Genomic DNA, 16218 nt, shown 5'->3' with positions numbered 1-16218 from the left:
GCTTCACTGACTCCCCAGTCGGGCGTTTTGCGGCTTTTGTCGGTCGACTCGCAGCCTGTTCGCCCACAGCGGAATTACGGTCTTCCGACACCCCATCAGCCCCCTTGGCCTGCGCTCTCACCGGCTTGTTGGACACTCGGCCAGCCTAGAGCCAGGCAGTGACATCCGCCCCGGTCACTGTGGATCCGTCCCCAATCGGCCCCCTGCGGCACGATGGGGCGCGCCCGTGCGTCAAACTGGTTTGTGATTGATCGCACTGTTTTACCGTCCGGCATGATGGGGACCACGGTTCCCTGAACAGGCCGACAAGGAGAGAACTCGTGGACGACGTTCTGCGGCGCGCCCCGCTTTTCGCGGCGCTCGATGATGAGCAGGCCGCGGAGCTCCGCGCCTCGATGAGTGAGGTGACCCTCGCACGCGGCGACGCTCTCTTCCACGAGGGCGACCAGGGTGACCGCCTGTACGTGGTCACCGAGGGCAAGGTGAAGCTCCACCGCACGTCCCCCGACGGACGCGAGAACATGCTGGCCGTCCTCGGCCCCGGCGAGCTGATCGGTGAGCTGTCGCTCTTCGACCCGGGCCCGCGCACCGCCACCGCCACCGCGCTGACCGAGGTCAAGCTCCTCGGCCTCGGTCACGGCGACCTCCAGCCCTGGCTGAACGCCCGCCCCGAGGTGGCCACGGCCCTGTTGCGCGCCGTCGCCCGGCGACTGCGCAAGACCAACGACCAGATGTCCGACCTGGTCTTCTCCGACGTACCGGGCCGTGTCGCCCGCGCCCTCCTCGACCTGTCGCGCCGGTTCGGCGTCCAGTCGGAGGAAGGCATCCATGTCGTCCACGACCTGACCCAGGAAGAGCTGGCCCAGCTGGTCGGCGCCTCCCGCGAGACGGTCAACAAGGCGCTTGCCGACTTCGCGGGCCGCGGCTGGCTCCGCCTGGAGGCGCGCGCCGTGATCCTGCTGGATGTGGAGCGCCTGGCGAAGCGTTCGCGCTAGCCGGACACCACCCCCTCACGACGCGAGAGGCCCCGCCGGACGGCGGGGCCTCTCGCGCGTCACGGCGCCTCGGCCACGCGTCGGCCACGCGTCGGCGCCGCGCAGCCCCGATATCAGCGCCACGGGCGTAACAGCGGCTCAGATCAGCCCGTGCTCGCCCAGGTACTCCAGCTGCGCCCGCACCGACAGCTCCGCGGCGGGCCACAGCGACCGGTCCACGTCCGCGTACACGTACGCCACCACCTCCGTGGCCGAGCGGTGCCCGGCCTCCACCGCCGTCTCCACCTGGGCGAGCCGGTGCGCCCGGTGGGCGAGATAGAACTCGACCGCGCCCTGTGCGTCGTCCAGGACCGGACCGTGCCCCGGCAGCACCGTGTGCACCCCGTCGTCGACCGCCAGCGAGCGCAGCCGCCGCAGCGAGTCGAGGTAGTCGCCGAGCCTCCCGTCCGGGTGCGCGACGAGCGTGGTGCCGCGCCCGAGGATCGTGTCGCCGGTCAGCACCGCCCGGTCGGCGGGCAGATGGAAGGAGAGCGAGTCGGAGGTGTGCCCGGGGGTCGGGACCACCCGCAGTTCGAGCCCTCCGGTGGTGATCACGTCGCCCGTCGTCAGCCCCTCCTCGCCGAGCCGCAGCGCCGGGTCCAGCGCGCGCACCGCCGTACGGGTCAGCTCGGCGAAGCGCGCCGCGCCCTCCGCATGGTCGGGGTGACCGTGGGTGAGGAGCGTGAGGCCGATCCGCCGGCCGGCGCGCTCGGCGGTGTCGATGACGGCCTGCAGATGGCTGTCGTCCAGTGGGCCCGGGTCGATGACGACCGCGAGGTCGGAGTCGGGCTCGGCGACGATCCAGGTGTTGGTGCCGTCGAGCGTCATCGCCGAGGCGTTGGGAGCGAGGACGTTGACCGTACGGGCGGTCGCGGGGCCGGAGAGAACCCCGCCGCGCGGCTGTCCGGGCAGCGCTGCTGCGTCGCTCATGCGGAACCATCTCCGGTCGGGATGTGCTTGGTGAATTCGTCGTGCCCCGGCCAGCTCAGCACCAGTTCGCCGTCCTCCAGACGGGCCTGTGCGAGTACTGGAGTGAGGTCCTGGGAGGACGCGGCCTTCAGCGCCTCAGCTGCGGTGCCGTACGGGCGCAGCTGACGCAGCGTCGACACGGTCGGCGGCATCATGAGCAGCTCGCCCCGGTCGTATCCGTCGGTGGCTTCCGCCGGGGAGATCCATAGCGCGAGGTCGGCCTCGGTGGAGGCGGACGGCGCGCCTCCCATGCCTTGAGGGCCATGGGAGAGGGTGCGCTGCCCCTCGGGGAGCGCGGCGACGAAGAACCAGGTGTCATAGCGCCGGGGTTCGAACTCGGGCGTGATCCAGCGCGCCCACGCCCCGAGCAGATCGGAGCGGAGTACGAGCCCGCGCCGGTCCAGGAACTCGGCGAAGGACAGCTCGCGGGCGACGAGGGCCTCGCGGTCCGCCTCCCAGTCGGCGCCCGTGGTGTCGCTGACGACGGTGTCGGCGGTCGGCCCGGCGAGGAGGACGCCTGACTCCTCGTACGTCTCACGGACCGCCGCACAGACGATGGCCTGCGCCTCGGCGACCGTACCGACGCCGAGCCGCTCGGCCCAGAGCTCCAGCGCGGGTCCGGCCCAGCCGACGAGGCGGTCGTCGTCGCGCGGGTCTACGCCGCCACCCGGATAGGCGTACGCACCGCCGGCAAAAGCCATGGAGGCGCGGCGGCGCAGCATGTGGACGGTGGGTCCGCCCTCGGTGCCAGCGGGGTCCCGGAGCAGCATCACGGTGGCGGCGCGCCGAGGGGTCGCGGCCGTGAGCTCGCCTGCGGCGAGTGCCCGGATCCGGTCGGGCCATTCCGGTGGGTACCACTGACCATTGGACATGGCCGGAGGCTATCCGGAACCGCGACGATGTTCGAGAGGCGGCAAGGGGCGCACGGGACGAGACACGCGTCACGCATGGACCCGGGGGTGTGAAACGCGTGATCCCGCCCGGTCGCACGGACCGGGCGGGATCACGGATCACGCGGGTACCCGCCTCACTGCAACAGCGGCTCAGGCCCCGTCCAGCTCGACCTGCACCTCGACCTCGACCGGCGCGTCCAGCGGCAGCACCGCGACGCCCACGGCGCTGCGCGCGTGCACGCCCTTGTCGCCGAGCACCGCGCCGAACAGCTCGCTCGCACCGTTGATCACGGCGGGCTGCCCGGTGAAGTCGGAGGCCGAGGCGACGAAGCCCACTACCTTCACGACCCGCTTGATCCGGTCCAGGTCGCCCGCGACCGACTTCACGGCGGCCAGCGCGTTGAGCGCGCAGGTCCTGGCCAGCTCCTTGGCCTCGTCCGGCGTGACCTCCGCACCGACCTTGCCAGTGACCGGAAGCTTGCCCTCCACCATGGGCAGCTGGCCCGACGTGTACACGTACACACCGGACTGGACGGCCGGCTGATACGAGGCGAGCGGCGGTACGACGTCCGGCAGCGTCAGCCCGAGTTCGGCGAGCTTCGCCTCGACGGCGCCCGCCACTACGGCTTCTCCCGCTTCAGGTAGGCCACGAGCTGCTCGGGGTTGTTCGGGCCGGGAACGACCTGGACCAGCTCCCAGCCGTCCTCGCCCCAGGTGTCCAGAATTTGCTTCGTCGCGTGCACGAGGAGCGGCACGGTCGCGTATTCCCACTTGGTCATAGGCCGACTGTAATGCCTGGCACGTACGGGCTCGTGCGTAGCCCGGGGCCGTACTGGTTAGGCTCGAATACGTGAGCAGGTTCCAGGTCGTCAGCGGCAAGGGCGGTACCGGTAAGACCACGGTCGCCGCCGCCCTCGCGCTCGCCCTCGCGACCGAGGGCAAGCGCACTCTTCTCGTCGAGGTCGAGGGCAGGCAGGGCATCGCCCAGCTCTTCGAGGCGGATTCCCTTCCGTACGAGGAGCGCAAGATCGCCGTCGCGCCGGGCGGCGGCGAGGTGTACGCCCTCGCGATCGATGCGGAGCGCGCACTCCTCGACTACCTCCAGATGTTCTACAAGCTCGGCAGCGCGGGCCGGGCGCTCAAGAAGCTCGGTGCGATCGACTTCGCCACGACGATCGCACCCGGTGTACGGGACGTGCTGCTGACGGGCAAGGCCTGCGAAGCCGTACGCCGCAAGGACAAGCAGGGCCGGTACAGCTACGACTACGTGATCATGGATGCGCCGCCCACCGGCCGCGTCACGCGCTTCCTCAATGTGAACGACGAGGTGGCGGGGCTGGCCCGGATCGGTCCGATACACAATCAGGCGCAGGCCGTGATGCGGGTGCTGAAGTCCCCGGAGACGGCGGTCCACCTGGTGACGCTGCTGGAGGAGATGCCGGTCCAGGAGACCGCGGACGGCGTCGCGGAGCTGCGGGCGGCCGAACTGCCGGTGGGCAAGGTCATCGTGAACATGGTGCGGCCGCATCTGCTGGACGAGGACGCGCTGCGTACCGCCTCCGGGGGCCGCCGCAAGGAGATCGCCAAGGCGCTCACCCGGGCGGGCGTGACCGGGTCGGCGGCGCTGGTACGTCCGCTGATCGAGCAGGCCTCCGAGCATGCCCAGCGGGTCGAGCTGGAGCGCGAGCAGCGCGCGGCCCTCGCGGATCTGGAGCTGCCGACCAACGAACTTCCGCTGATCGGCGAAGGCGTGGACCTGCCGGGTCTGTACGACCTTGCGGTCGAACTCCGCAAGCAGGGCGTGGGCGAAGAGGCGGGCCAAGGGGTGGGTGCGTGAGAGCGGGTACGGAACCGGGCACCGATGCGCGTACGGACGCCGGTACAGACACAGCCACGGCCACCGCGCCCGCGCTGGACACCGACGCGCTGCTCGACGATCCGGACATCCGGATCATCGTGTGCTGCGGCTCGGGCGGCGTCGGCAAGACCACGACCGCGGCGGCGCTGGGTGTACGGGCCGCCGAGCGCGGCCGGAAGGTCGTCGTCCTCACCATCGACCCGGCCCGCAGGCTCGCCCAGTCCATGGGAATTCTCTCCCTGGACAACGTCCCGCGCCGGGTGCCGGGCATCGAGAGCGCCGGTGAGGGCGGCGGTGAACTGCACGCCATGATGCTCGACATGAAGCGGACCTTCGACGAGATCGTCGAGGCGCACGCGGAGGGCGAACGGGCGCGCGCGATCCTGGAGAACCCTTTCTACCAGTCCCTGTCGGCCGGTTTCGCGGGCACGCAGGAGTACATGGCGATGGAGAAGCTGGGGCAGCTGCGGGCGCGCAACGAGTGGGACCTGATCGTCGTCGACACCCCGCCGTCGCGTTCCGCGCTGGACTTCCTGGACGCTCCCAAGCGGCTCGGCTCTTTCCTGGACGGGAAGTTCATCAAGCTGCTGATGGCTCCGGCGAAGATGGGCGGCCGGGCCGGGATGAAGTTCCTCAACGTCGGCATGTCGATGATGACCGGGACGCTCGGCAAGCTGCTGGGTGGCCAGTTCCTGCGCGACGTACAGACGTTCGTCGCGGCGATGGACACCATGTTCGGTGGTTTCCGGACCCGGGCGGATGCCACGTACAGACTGCTGCAGGCGCCCGGCACGGCGTTCCTCGTCGTCGCGACACCGGAACGGGACGCACTGCGCGAGGCCGCCTACTTCGTGGAACGGCTGGCCGCGGAGGACATGCCCCTGGCCGGTCTGGTCCTCAACCGGGTCCACGGCAGTGACGCCGCCCGGCTCTCCGCCGAGCGCGCCCTGGCAGCCGCAGAAAATCTTGACGACATCGGCATTGTGGATCAGACCACCGGGAAGGCTGGACTTCGTGACCCGGCCGACTCGGCAGCCACCTCTCCCGAAGACCCCGAGTCGCCGCCCTCCCCCGCCCGTTCCGAGCACACCCAGGATGCTGACACCGAACCAGAGGCTGATGCCGTCTCCGTCGAAGAGCTGACCGCAGGCCTGCTGCGGCTGCACGCTGAACGCATGCAGGTGGTCGCGCGCGAACAGCGCACCCGCGACCGCTTCATCGCGCTGCACCCCGAGGTCGCCGTGACCGAAGTCGCGGCGCTGCCCGGAGATGTGCACGACCTCGCAGGACTGCGGGCCGTCGGGGACCGGCTCGCGACCGATTCCGCTCCGGCCGGAGCTGCGTAACCCACCCGGACGGCCGGGTGGACCCCCGGCGGCCTACCCCACGGCGGCGTACCTCTCGTGGAGTTCGTCGTCCAGACCGATGGCCACCGGCAGGATGCCCGTGGACCGCTCGTACTCACTGCGAGCGGTCTCCAGCAGCCGGCGCCAGGACGTGACGGTGGGTCGCCTGCGCAGCAGCGCGCGACGCTCCCGTTCCGTCATTCCGCCCCACACGCCGAACTCGACGCGATTGTCCAGCGCATCGGCCAGGCACTCGGTCCGCACCGGGCAACCGGTGCACACCGCCTTGGCCCTGTTCTGCGCTGCCCCTTGTACGAACAGTTCATCCGGATCGGTAGTGCGGCAGGCTGCCTGCGCACTCCAGTCGGTTACCCAGCCCATCCCGGCGCCGTCCTCTCCCGAATCGAGGCTCCCCCACGGCGGCAGCGGCATATTCACCGCTGCCAGTTGAGGACGTTACGGAAGGTGGCGACAGCGCAACACCCCCTTCGGGCCCAATCTTGAATGGCCCGAACGGACTATGCGTACGCGGCAGATCACCCAGGGGAGTGAGGCAAGGACATAAAAGAATATCCCCGCAAAATAGGGACAATTGATCTGAGTCACAACGGATGTTCAATGACACATGGGGCGAATTCGGGGCGCCCGACGTGCTGGCCGAACCGTGGTCGGGTCACGGCCGAATTCTGCATGGGGGTTGATACGGAACCGGACGGCTGTGACAGTTGGGAGCAGCTTAGGCCAACGCATATACGCCTGTCCGGCGAATGAGAACGTAGGCTGCCTCCATGCCAAAGAACCGCTCGGGCGGGGGTCTCACCGCGACCCAGCAGGCCGCCAAGTTCCTCGGTGTCGCCGCACTCTCCGGAGTCGTGCTCGCAGGCATCGCGCTGCCGGCCGCCGGAGCTCTGGGGCTCGCCGCGAAGGGAACGGTCGAGGGATTCGACGAAATCCCGGCCAACCTCAAGACTCCGCCGCTGAGCCAGCGCACCAAGATCCTGGACAGCAAGGGCGACATGCTCGCGACGGTCTACTCGCGTGACCGCACCGTCGTTCCGCTGAAGGACATCTCCCCGTACATGCAGAAGGCGATCATCGCGATCGAGGACGCCCGCTTCTACCAGCACGGGGCGATCGACCTCAAGGGCATCCTGCGCGCGATGAACCGCAACGTGCAGGCGGGCGGGACCGCGCAGGGCGCGTCGACCCTCACCCAGCAGTACGTGAAGAACGTCTTCGTCGAAGAGGCGGGCGACGACCCGGACAAGGTCGCGCAGGCCACCCAGCAGACGATGGGCCGCAAGATCCAGGAGCTGAAGTACGCGATCCAGGTCGAGGAAGAGCTCGGCAAGAAGAAGATTCTGGAGAACTACCTCAACATCACGTTCTTCGGGCAGCAGGCGTACGGCGTCGAGGCGGCCTCCCAGCGCTACTTCTCCAAGCCGGCGAAGGACCTGAAGCTGGAGGAGGCCGCCCTGCTGGCCGGCATCGTCCAGTCGCCGAGCCGCTACGACCCGGTCAACGACGCGGAGGAAGCGACCAAGCGTCGCAACACCGTGCTCCAGCGGATGGCGGATGTCGGGGACATCACTCGCACGGAGGCGAAGAAGGCGCAGGCGACGCCGATCAAGCTGAGGGTCAGCAAGCCGAAGAACGGCTGCATCACGGCCGTCAACGGTGCCTCCTTCTTCTGTGACTACGTCCGCAAGGTCTTCCTCACCGACCCGGTCTTCGGCAAGACGAAGGAGGAGCGGGCCAAGGTCTGGAACCAGGGCGGACTCACGATCCGCACGACGCTCGACCCGCAGGCGCAGGCGGGCGTGCAGGACTCGATCAGGAGTCACGTCTACAAGACGGACAAGGTCGCCACCGCCGTGACGCTGGTCCAGCCCGGCACCGGCAAGATCATGGGCATGGGCCAGTCCAAGCCGTACGGTTTCGGGCCGGACGAGACCCAGTACAACTACTCGGTCAACAAGGAGATGGGCGGCTCGAACTACGGCTTCCCGACCGGGTCGACGTTCAAGCCGTTCCTCGCCGCGGCGGCCATAGAGGGTGGCAAGCCTGCGACGCAGATGTACTCGTCGCCGTACGAGATGGACTACCCGGCCACGGTTCAGACCTGCGGAAAGCCCTGGGTCAACGACGGGAACTATCACCTGGAGAACGAGAGCGAGTCCGAGGAGGGGCCGTACGCCCTGTCGGAAGCGATGGCGAAGTCGGTCAACACCTACTTCGTCCAGATGCTCCAGGACATCGGCATGTGCCCGGTCTCCCAGATGACCGACCAGCTCGGCGTGGTGCAGGGCGACGGCACCAAGCTGCCGCAGAACCCCTCCACGCTGACCCTCGGCTCCAACGGCCTCTCGCCGCTCACGATGGCCAGCGCGTACGCCGCCTTCGCCAACCGGGGCACGTACTGCACGCCGATCGCCGTCGAGGCGGTCACGACGGCGAACGGCAAGTCGCTCCCGGTACCGAAGACCACCTGCTCGCAGGCCATGTCCCAGACGACGGCGGACACCGTCAACACTCTGCTGCGCGGTGTGATCGACTCAGGTACCGGTCGACAGGCCGGCCTGCAGAACCGCGACAGCGCGGGCAAGACGGGTACGACCGACGCCCGTAAGAACGCCTGGTTCGTCGGCTACACGCCGAACATGTCCGGCGCGGTCTGGGTCGGCAGCCCGTCCCAGAGCGTGGAGATGGTGAACATCACCATCGGTGGCGTGTACCAGGACAAGGTGTACGGCGGTCAGGTCCCCGGACCGATCTGGCGCGACGCCATGACGAACGCCCTCAACGGACTGCCCGCCCCGTCGTTCAACACCGTCAACATCCCGGACCCGCCGGACAACTCGAACGAGGACCGGGGCTGGGGACGGGGACGAGGACGGGACAAGGGACGGGACAGGGGCGACGGCAACAACCCGTTCCCCGACGTCCCGCCGGACAACACCGGCGGGAACTACGGACCCCAGCGCCCGGGTCCCGACGGCACGAAGGGTCCCTGACCGGCCGCTCGGCCCATGAACGAGGAGGTGGGGTGACCCGGAATGTTCCGGGTCACCCCACCTCCTCGTATGTACGGTCCGCTCAGCCCGCGAGGAGCTTCTTCACCGCGGCGGCCACCCGGCCACCGTCCGCGCGCCCCGCGACCTTCGGATTCACGATCTTCATGACGGCACCCATCGCCCGCGGCCCCTCGGCACCGGCGGCCTTCGCCTCGTCGACCGCCGACGCGACGATCGCACCCAGCTCGTCGTCACTGAGCTGCTTCGGCAGATAGGCGTCGAGCAGCTCGCCCTCCGCCTTCTCGCGCTCGGCCTGCTCCGTCCGGCCGCCCTGGGCGAAGGCCTCGGCCGCCTCGCGGCGCTTCTTCGCCTCCTTGGCGATGACCTTCTGCACCTCGTCGTCGGAGAGCTCACGCGACGTCTTGCCGCTGACCTCCTCCTTGGTGATCGCGGTGAGGGTCAGCCGGAGCGTCGACGAGGTCAGCTCGTCGCGCGCCTTCATGGCCGCGGTGAGGTCTTCCTTGAGCTTGGACTTGAGCGTGGTCATGTGCTGATTGTGGCAGGTGCGGGGTGGCCACCGCCCGCCGGTTTTCCTCTCGCCGCATCGTGTCTGCGACGATGGGCACATGCGCGCACGCTACGGAGTACCCCTGAAAGTCACGGCAGTCGGCGCAGCGGTCGGCGCCGCCGGGCTCGTTTACGCGGCAGGTTTCGAAGCCCGCTCGTACCGGCTCCGACGGGTCACCGTCCCCGTGCTCCCGCACGGGGCACGCCCGTTGCGCGTGCTGCAGGTCTCCGACATCCACATGGTGAGCGGCCAGCGCAAGAAGCGCGGCTGGCTGCAGTCGCTGGCCGGCCTGCGCCCGGACTTCGTCGTCAACACCGGCGACAATCTCTCCGACCCGGAGGCCGTACCGGAGCTGCTGGACGCGCTCGGTCCGCTGATGGAGATCCCGGGTGTGTACGTCTTCGGCTCCAACGACTACTACGGGCCCAAGCTCCGCAACCCGGCCCGCTACCTCTTCGAAAAGGTCCAGGGCAAGCACGGCCTCAACGGCAACGCCCCCGCGGTCGGCGTCGTCCACAACCCGTGGGAGCCGATGCGCGATGCGTTCGACGAGGCGGGCTGGCTGAACCTGAGCAACACCCGGGGCCGTCTCAAGCTCGACGGCCTGGAGCTCGCCTTCACCGGCCTCGACGACCCGCACATCAAGCGCGACAGGTACGCGGAGGTCTCGGGCGGCCCCGAGACGGGCGCCGACCTGTCCATCGGCGTGGTCCATGCCCCGTATCTGCGCTCCCTCGACGCCTTCACCGCCGACGGCTACCCGCTGATCCTGGCGGGTCACACCCATGGCGGCCAGCTCTGCATCCCCTTCTACGGGGCTCTGGTCACCAACTGCGACCTGGACACGGACCGGGTCAAGGGGCTCTCCAGCCACACGGTCGGCGACCGGCGCGCCTACCTCCACGTCTCCGCAGGCTGCGGTACCAACCGCTACACCCCGGTCCGTTTCGCCTGCCCGCCCGAGGCGACCCTGCTGACGCTGACGCCCCGCGACTGAAACCTGGGGGCGCCCCGCCCACCGGGGCAGAAACCGGATTTCGTCTCCGGGCGCGGGTGGGCTAAAGTAATCGATGTCGCCGGGAGACCGGCGGCGATCGGGGTGTAGCGCAGCTTGGCAGCGCGCTTCGTTCGGGACGAAGAGGTCGTGGGTTCAAATCCCGCCACCCCGACAGCTGAAGTACCGGGTCAGAGGCTCATTCGCTTGATTGCGAATGGGCCTCTTTCTTGTCCGGAGCACGTTCGAGCAGGTGCCGCTCCACACCAGGACGCATGCCCCGGTCATCGCAGCTGCATTCACGAACTCCGCCATCGCACGGATACTGACAGTAACGGATCAGCAAAAAACCACAGGACGGTTCCACCAGACCAACGGGGGACGCATGATCTTCACTGTTTCCATGGCGGTTGTGCTCGCGGCCGCGGCCGGGGTGTGCTTGGTCGTACTGCGGCGCAGAGGCGGCACGGGGGAAAATGGGGCGCTGCAGCGTGGGGCAGCGAACCAGGGACTCGCACAAGGGCTGGGCATAACCCCCAGGGCATAAGAGGCCGCGCACATACGGGACAACCTTTGGCGCATCGGCCGACAGTCGAGGGGGCCGGAACCGGCTCCACGGAAGCAGCGGTCGACGGCTTCCGGGCCAAAGGCATGAGCTCGCCGCCCTGCTCGTGATCAGCCCGGTGATCGGACTCGTAGGCCGCCGCTCCGGAGGCGGGGACACCGGCTCGGCGGGCTCAGCAGGCGATGTCGAGGGTGACGGTCGCACCTGATGCGGTGTTCTCGGCATGGGCGGTGCCGTCGTGCGAGACGGCGACCGCGGCGACCAGAGCCAGACCGAGTCCGGTGCCGGGGGTGGTGCGACTGGTCTCGGCCCGGGAGAAGCGGTCGAAGGCACGCGGGAGAAAGTCGGGCGGGAAGCCGGAGCCTTCGTCGGTGACCGTCAGCCGCAGACGCCCGCCGTGGGTCTCGGCACGCAGCCGGATCGTACCGGCGCCGTGGCGCAGAGCGTTGTCGAGCAGGGTGCCGATGGCCGGTTCGAGCCAGCGCGGGTCGACCCGCACCGTAGCATCGCCGTGCTCAACGGTGAGGGTGCGTTCCTCGCGTGCGGCAGCCGTCCGGTAGCGGGCGCAGGCGTCGTCGAGGAGGCGGCCGAGGCCGATGGCGCTGGGCTGCACGCCTTCACCGCTGTCGAGCTGTTCCAGATCGAGGAGAGCGTTGGCCAGGCTGACCAGGCGACCGACCTCGGTGTCGACGGAACGCAGCGTGTCGGTCAACTCCTCGGCGTCGCGCGGCCGGTGCAACGCCACGTCGATTTCAGCCCGCATCAGGGTGAGCGGCGTGCGCAGCTCGTGGCTGGCGTCCGCGATGAACTGGTGCTCGCGAGCGGCGGAGGCGTCCAGCCGGTCGAGCATGCGGTTGAGGGTGTGGCCGAGCCGGGTGATCTCGTCGTCGCGGTCCGTGGGCACCTCCAGGCGCAGGTCCTGGGTTCCGCCCGTGCTGTCGGCGAGAGCGGCGGCGCCACTGCGGTACCGCTCGACGGGGCGCAGCGCGGCGCGGGCGGTGCGGTAGCCGACGTACGAGGCGGCCAGCAGCGTGAGCCCGGATGCCAGGGCCAGCTGGGCCAGGAGCTCGCGCAGCGCCTCGTCACGATGGCCCCGCCGGACCGCGGCGACCACGATGCGCGGCTGCCCGCCGGCGGTGACCCGCTTGGCCTGCAGTCGCAGCGTGTCCGAGGTGATGGGCAGCAGGGAGCCGACATCGCGGCGGACGGTGGCACCGTCAGCGACGGCGGCGCGTTCCGCGGGCGTGAGCAGCTGCTGACCACGCAGGGCGGCGCTGGAGCGCAGCACCCGGCCCTCGGCGTCGAGGACCTGATGGAGACTGCCATCGGGGCCGGGCGGCAGTACGTCACCGGCGCGCACGGCCCGGTCCAGGCTCTGCTGGTACGCGGCCAGGTCCCCGTCCAATTGACGGTCCAGGGCGGTTTCGACGCGCCAGTAGACCAGGCCTGCAGTGCCCGCCAGAACGAGGGACATGGTGACGGCGACGGCCAGCACCAGCCGTGCGACCACCGGCAGGCGCCGCAAACGCGCCGACAGCCGACCGGGCCGTGTCACGGGGCGGCCTCCAGGCGGTAACCCCGGCCGCGCAGCGTCGTGATCGTGGTGCGGTCGAAGGCCCGGTCGACCTTGGCGCGCACCTTGGAGACGTGGACGTCTATGGCGTTGCTGCGCAGATCGGTCTCACCGTCCCAGACCTCGTCGAGGAGCTGCAGCCGCGAGACGACCCGGCCCGCGTTTTCCATCAGCACGTGCAGCACGGCGAACTCCCGGCGCGGCAGATCGAGTTCGCAGTCGCCCCGCCAGGCCCGCTGCTGCTCCGGATCCAGCACGAGGTCGCCGACCTGGAGGCGTCCCGACGGGCCGGGGTGGCGCCGGGAGATCGCGCGCAGCCGGGCGAGCAGCTCTTCCATGGCGAAGGGTTTGACGACGTAGTCGTCGGCCCCGGCGTCGAGGCCGGCGACCCGCTCACTGACGGCGCCGCGTGCGGTGAGCAGGATCACCGGGACGTCGATGCCCTCGCCGCGCAGGGTGCGGCACACCTTGAGCCCGTCCATCCCGGGGAGCATCACGTCCAGGACCACCGCGTCAAGGCGGGGATCGCGGGCGGCGGCCAGGCCGGAGGGCCCGTCGTAGCGGCCCTCCGCACTGTGCCCGGACTCGCCGAGGTAGCGGACGACCAGATCGGTGAGGCGGGTCTCGTCGTCGACGACCAGGTAGTGCATGACGGCCAGGCTAACCGGAACCGCGGACGCCCCGACCGCGAGGACCCGACCCGGTCGGCCGAGAAGGCTTCATGGTCTGTTCATGCATCATCCCTAGCGTTCTTCACGTCGCGGCGCATCGCGGACCGGGGCCGGTCCGCCGCCTGGTACGCCGCAGGGGAAGGAACTGCCATGCACACAGCGATATCGGTGCTCGCCTCGAAGGCCATCACCGACCACATCGCCCCCGGAGACCTGATCACGCGCGGCGGCCTCGACGTCGTCGCCCTGCTGATCCTGGTCGGATGGCTCTACCGGCGCCGCCCCAGCGCACCGGAGATGCCACTCGTGCTGACCGCGCTGAACATCGGCCTGTTCGCCGCGATGGGCGCGATCGGCGGGGGCAAGTTCCCGGCCGGGGTCGGCTTCGGCCTGTTCGGCATCCTCTCCCTGGTCCGGCTGCGCAGCGCGGCGTTCACCCTACGCGACGTCGCCTACACCTTCGCAGCCCTGGTCATCGCTCTCGTCACCGGGCTGCCGCAGCGCCAGAGCTGGCTCGTCCTCGCCCTGGACGCCCTCGTGCTCGTGGCGGTGCTGGTCGTCGACGACCCCAGGACGTACAACCCGACCCGGGTCGTCAAGCTCACCCTCGACCGGATCTACCCCGACCCCGGTCTCATCGCCCAGGACGTAGCGTTCCGCGTCGGCCAGGCCCCCCTGTCCGTCGTGGTCGACGAGGTCGACTACGTACGCGAGACCACCCGGGTCTCCGCCCGCTACCCCGCCCAGCCGGACGAACCACCGGCCGCCACGGAGACCGGCCTTCCCACCGCGCACGAGAGCGCGGCAGCGTCATGACGGACGCGGCCTCCCTCGCCACCGCGCTCGGACTCCCGGGGTTGCGCGGCGCGACGCTCACCGAGGTCGACGCGGCAGCCGCTCTCCAGCACCGCACCGACCGCAAGTACCTGCTCCCGCTCGAGGCTGCACACCTCTTCGTCGACCGGCTCGCCGACAGCCACCGGGTCCTCGACCTCGCCGGACGGCGTACGACCAACTACCTCAGCACGTACTTCGACACCCCGCAGCTCGGCGCCTGGCGCGCCCACATCCAGCGGCGCCGCCACCGCTGGAAGGTCCGCACGCGCCTGTACGCGGAGGACGGACTGTGCCGGGCGGAGGTGAAGACCAAGGACGGCCGCGGCGCCACGGTCAAGCACGCGCTCACGATCCCGGCCCCCGCGTACGGCCAACTCGACGCACCGGCCGCTGAGTTCGTCGACGACGTACTGCGGCACGCCGGGATCCCCGTCCAGGCCGCCGCCCTGTCCCCCGCCGCCGAGATCCGCTACGTCCGCGCCGCCCTCGCCGACCTCCACCACGGCACCCGCGTCACCCTCGACGGCATCCTCACCTGCCACCGCGGCGACCGCACCGCCGGCCTCGACCCCGGTCACGTCCTCGTCGAGACCAAGGGCGGTCTACGGCCCGCACCTGCCGACCGGCTGCTGCTGCGCCTCGGCGCCCGGCCCGTCTCCCTCAGCAAGTACATCGTCGGTCAGTCCCTGCTCACCCCCGGCCTGCCCGACAACGACGTACGCCACCTCGCCCGCACCCACTTCCGGACCGACCGGCAACCGGTGACGGCACCGCACCTCGAAAGGACCCACGCCGCATGAACGTCCTGCGCAGCATCAAGTGGCCGTACGCCCTCATCGCGATCGTCGCCGTCGCGGCCGCCGCCGTCGGCGTGCTACGACCGCAGATGATCGGGGCATCAGCCTCCGCGTCTACCTCCGCCAAGCACGAGAAGCCCGGAGCGACCGCCCTCATCAAGCAGAACCCGCCGCCGGCCCTCTTCCCGGACGCGGAGATCGCCCCGCTCGGCAAACAGGTCGCGGCCCAGCACACCAAGGCGGACAAGCTCTTCGCCCAGTGGAAGGCACAACACGGCACCACCCGCGACGACAAGGCGTTCGCCGCCTGGGCCGCCCGGCAGATCCCCGCGCCGCCCTCCGCGCAGACCCGTACCGCCGAACTCCACCAGGTCCAGCAACTCGCCAAGACCCGTACCGCCGCCGGGAAGAAGGCCGCCGCCTGGCTGGAGATCTACGGCAAGAAGGACATCTGGAAGCTCTACCTCCACGACCAGCGCGAACTGATCCCCGCCGCCCAGGGCACCGCGGAGAAGGCACAGCTCAAGGCCGCCCTGAAGATGGCCAAGACCGTCAGCGACCAGGTGGCCACCAAGGACAAGCAGCCCGCGCCGTTCGTCCTGGACCCCTCCCTGCGCCCCGACAAGCACCTCAAGGCCGGCGCCAAGGGCCCCTATTCCTACCCCTCCCGGCACGCCGCACGCTCCGCCGCCGCGGTCACCCTGCTCAGCGACTTCGCCCCGCACCGCACCGCGGACTATGAGTGGATGCAGGACGAAGTCGTCTACTCCCGCGTCTACATGGCCGGTCACGTCCCCAGCGACATCCTCGCCGGTACCCTGCTCGGAGACCTCATCGGCGACTACGAGCTGGCGGCCGGCACACGCTGACACCGTGCCTCCCTGGGCCGTGACGGGGTGACCCGGCCGCCGTCACCTTCCCGAACCTCTTCTGGGAGCCGTCCGGGAACCGACCTGCTCCCCAAGCCCTCCCCACACCACGCGAGAGCCATCGAGCCCGACACCCTGACCGGAAAACTCAACGGTCAGACGGGTACGGCGAGATAGCCCTTCGGCGGTGACGGTCGGAGGGCTCTCGTGGTGCGGTGCGGGCGAGGTCA

At 69.9% G+C, this 16218-nt stretch carries 16 protein-coding genes and 1 tRNA gene; 9 read left to right on the top strand and 8 right to left on the bottom strand.

What is annotated here, in order from left to right:
• Positions 1-320 precede the first annotated feature (320 nt).
• Positions 321-995: a Crp/Fnr family transcriptional regulator gene (locus AB0N06_RS05970; protein WP_030925113.1), complete on the top strand. Its 675-nt coding sequence runs from the start codon at positions 321-323 to the stop codon at positions 993-995.
• A 138-nt stretch (positions 996-1133) separates the two neighbouring features.
• Here AB0N06_RS05970 and AB0N06_RS05965 read toward each other — a convergent pair whose 3' ends face one another.
• From AB0N06_RS05965 to AB0N06_RS05950, 4 genes are all read right to left on the bottom strand, one after another.
• The gene (locus AB0N06_RS05965) at positions 1134-1964 is read right to left on the bottom strand and encodes an MBL fold metallo-hydrolase (RefSeq protein WP_366133474.1); all 831 of its coding nucleotides are present in this window, start codon (positions 1962-1964) and stop codon (positions 1134-1136) included.
• Positions 1961-2875: an NUDIX hydrolase gene (locus AB0N06_RS05960; protein WP_366133473.1), complete on the bottom strand. Its 915-nt coding sequence runs from the start codon at positions 2873-2875 to the stop codon at positions 1961-1963. The genes AB0N06_RS05965 and AB0N06_RS05960 overlap by 4 nt, the downstream gene beginning before the upstream one ends.
• 171 nt (positions 2876-3046) lie before the next feature.
• Positions 3047-3517 carry a RidA family protein gene (locus AB0N06_RS05955; protein ID WP_358857093.1) on the bottom strand — a complete coding sequence of 157 codons (471 nt, stop codon included), beginning with the start codon at positions 3515-3517 and terminating at the stop codon, positions 3047-3049.
• Positions 3517-3675: a DUF4177 domain-containing protein gene (locus AB0N06_RS05950; protein WP_019992579.1), complete on the bottom strand. Its 159-nt coding sequence runs from the start codon at positions 3673-3675 to the stop codon at positions 3517-3519. The genes AB0N06_RS05955 and AB0N06_RS05950 overlap by 1 nt, the downstream gene beginning before the upstream one ends.
• A gap of 71 nt (positions 3676-3746) precedes the next feature.
• Here AB0N06_RS05950 and AB0N06_RS05945 point away from each other — a divergent pair, with 71 nt between their 5' ends.
• A complete protein-coding gene (locus AB0N06_RS05945; RefSeq protein ID WP_358857092.1) occupies positions 3747-4733 on the top strand; it encodes an ArsA-related P-loop ATPase in 987 nt (328 codons plus the stop codon).
• 74 nt (positions 4734-4807) lie between these two features.
• The gene (locus AB0N06_RS05940) at positions 4808-6100 is read left to right on the top strand and encodes an ArsA family ATPase (RefSeq protein WP_366133577.1); all 1293 of its coding nucleotides are present in this window, start codon (positions 4808-4810) and stop codon (positions 6098-6100) included.
• 33 nt (positions 6101-6133) lie between these two features.
• Here AB0N06_RS05940 and AB0N06_RS05935 read toward each other — a convergent pair whose 3' ends face one another.
• Complete coding sequence (locus AB0N06_RS05935; RefSeq protein ID WP_366133472.1) at positions 6134-6481, bottom strand: WhiB family transcriptional regulator; 348 nt, start codon at positions 6479-6481, stop codon at positions 6134-6136.
• A gap of 407 nt (positions 6482-6888) precedes the next feature.
• Between AB0N06_RS05935 and AB0N06_RS05930 the strand changes: the two genes are divergently transcribed.
• Entirely contained in the window at positions 6889-9114 is a 2226-nt protein-coding gene (locus tag AB0N06_RS05930; RefSeq protein ID WP_366133471.1) for a transglycosylase domain-containing protein, read from the top strand.
• A gap of 82 nt (positions 9115-9196) precedes the next feature.
• Here the strand turns inward: AB0N06_RS05930 and AB0N06_RS05925 are convergent, their stop codons facing one another.
• The gene (locus AB0N06_RS05925; RefSeq protein WP_358857089.1) at positions 9197-9661 is read right to left on the bottom strand and encodes a GatB/YqeY domain-containing protein; all 465 of its coding nucleotides are present in this window, start codon (positions 9659-9661) and stop codon (positions 9197-9199) included.
• 79 nt (positions 9662-9740) lie between these two features.
• Between AB0N06_RS05925 and AB0N06_RS05920 the strand changes: the two genes are divergently transcribed.
• Both AB0N06_RS05920 and AB0N06_RS05915 read left to right on the top strand, forming a co-directional pair.
• Positions 9741-10679: a metallophosphoesterase gene (locus tag AB0N06_RS05920; protein WP_366133470.1), complete on the top strand. Its 939-nt coding sequence runs from the start codon at positions 9741-9743 to the stop codon at positions 10677-10679.
• 98 nt (positions 10680-10777) lie between these two features.
• Positions 10778-10851 (top strand) — tRNA-Pro (locus AB0N06_RS05915).
• Between the two features lie 562 nt (positions 10852-11413).
• Here AB0N06_RS05915 and AB0N06_RS05910 read toward each other — a convergent pair.
• Both AB0N06_RS05910 and AB0N06_RS05905 read right to left on the bottom strand, forming a co-directional pair.
• Entirely contained in the window at positions 11414-12796 is a 1383-nt protein-coding gene (locus tag AB0N06_RS05910) for an ATP-binding protein (protein ID WP_366133469.1), read from the bottom strand.
• A complete protein-coding gene (locus tag AB0N06_RS05905; protein ID WP_366133468.1) occupies positions 12793-13464 on the bottom strand; it encodes a response regulator transcription factor in 672 nt (223 codons plus the stop codon). The genes AB0N06_RS05910 and AB0N06_RS05905 overlap by 4 nt, the downstream gene beginning before the upstream one ends.
• Before the next feature lie 171 nt (positions 13465-13635).
• Here AB0N06_RS05905 and AB0N06_RS05900 point away from each other — a divergent pair, with 171 nt between their 5' ends.
• The 3 genes from AB0N06_RS05900 to AB0N06_RS05890 are packed head-to-tail and all read left to right on the top strand — an operon-like array spanning position 13636 to position 15988.
• Entirely contained in the window at positions 13636-14301 is a 666-nt protein-coding gene (locus AB0N06_RS05900) for a DUF4956 domain-containing protein (RefSeq protein ID WP_366133467.1), read from the top strand.
• Positions 14298-15122, top strand: a complete 825-nt coding sequence (locus AB0N06_RS05895; RefSeq protein WP_366133466.1) for a polyphosphate polymerase domain-containing protein — start codon at positions 14298-14300, stop codon at positions 15120-15122. The genes AB0N06_RS05900 and AB0N06_RS05895 overlap by 4 nt, the downstream gene beginning before the upstream one ends.
• Positions 15119-15988 carry a phosphatase PAP2 family protein gene (locus AB0N06_RS05890; protein WP_366133465.1) on the top strand — a complete coding sequence of 290 codons (870 nt, stop codon included), beginning with the start codon at positions 15119-15121 and terminating at the stop codon, positions 15986-15988. Before AB0N06_RS05895 ends, AB0N06_RS05890 begins: the two co-directional genes overlap by 4 nt.
• Positions 15989-16218 lie beyond the last annotated feature (230 nt).

It is taken from the genome of Streptomyces sp. NPDC051020 (assembly GCF_040683105.1).
Lineage (GTDB): Bacteria > Actinomycetota > Actinomycetes > Streptomycetales > Streptomycetaceae > Streptomyces.
This window is presented reverse-complemented; position numbering and strand designations above follow the sequence as displayed.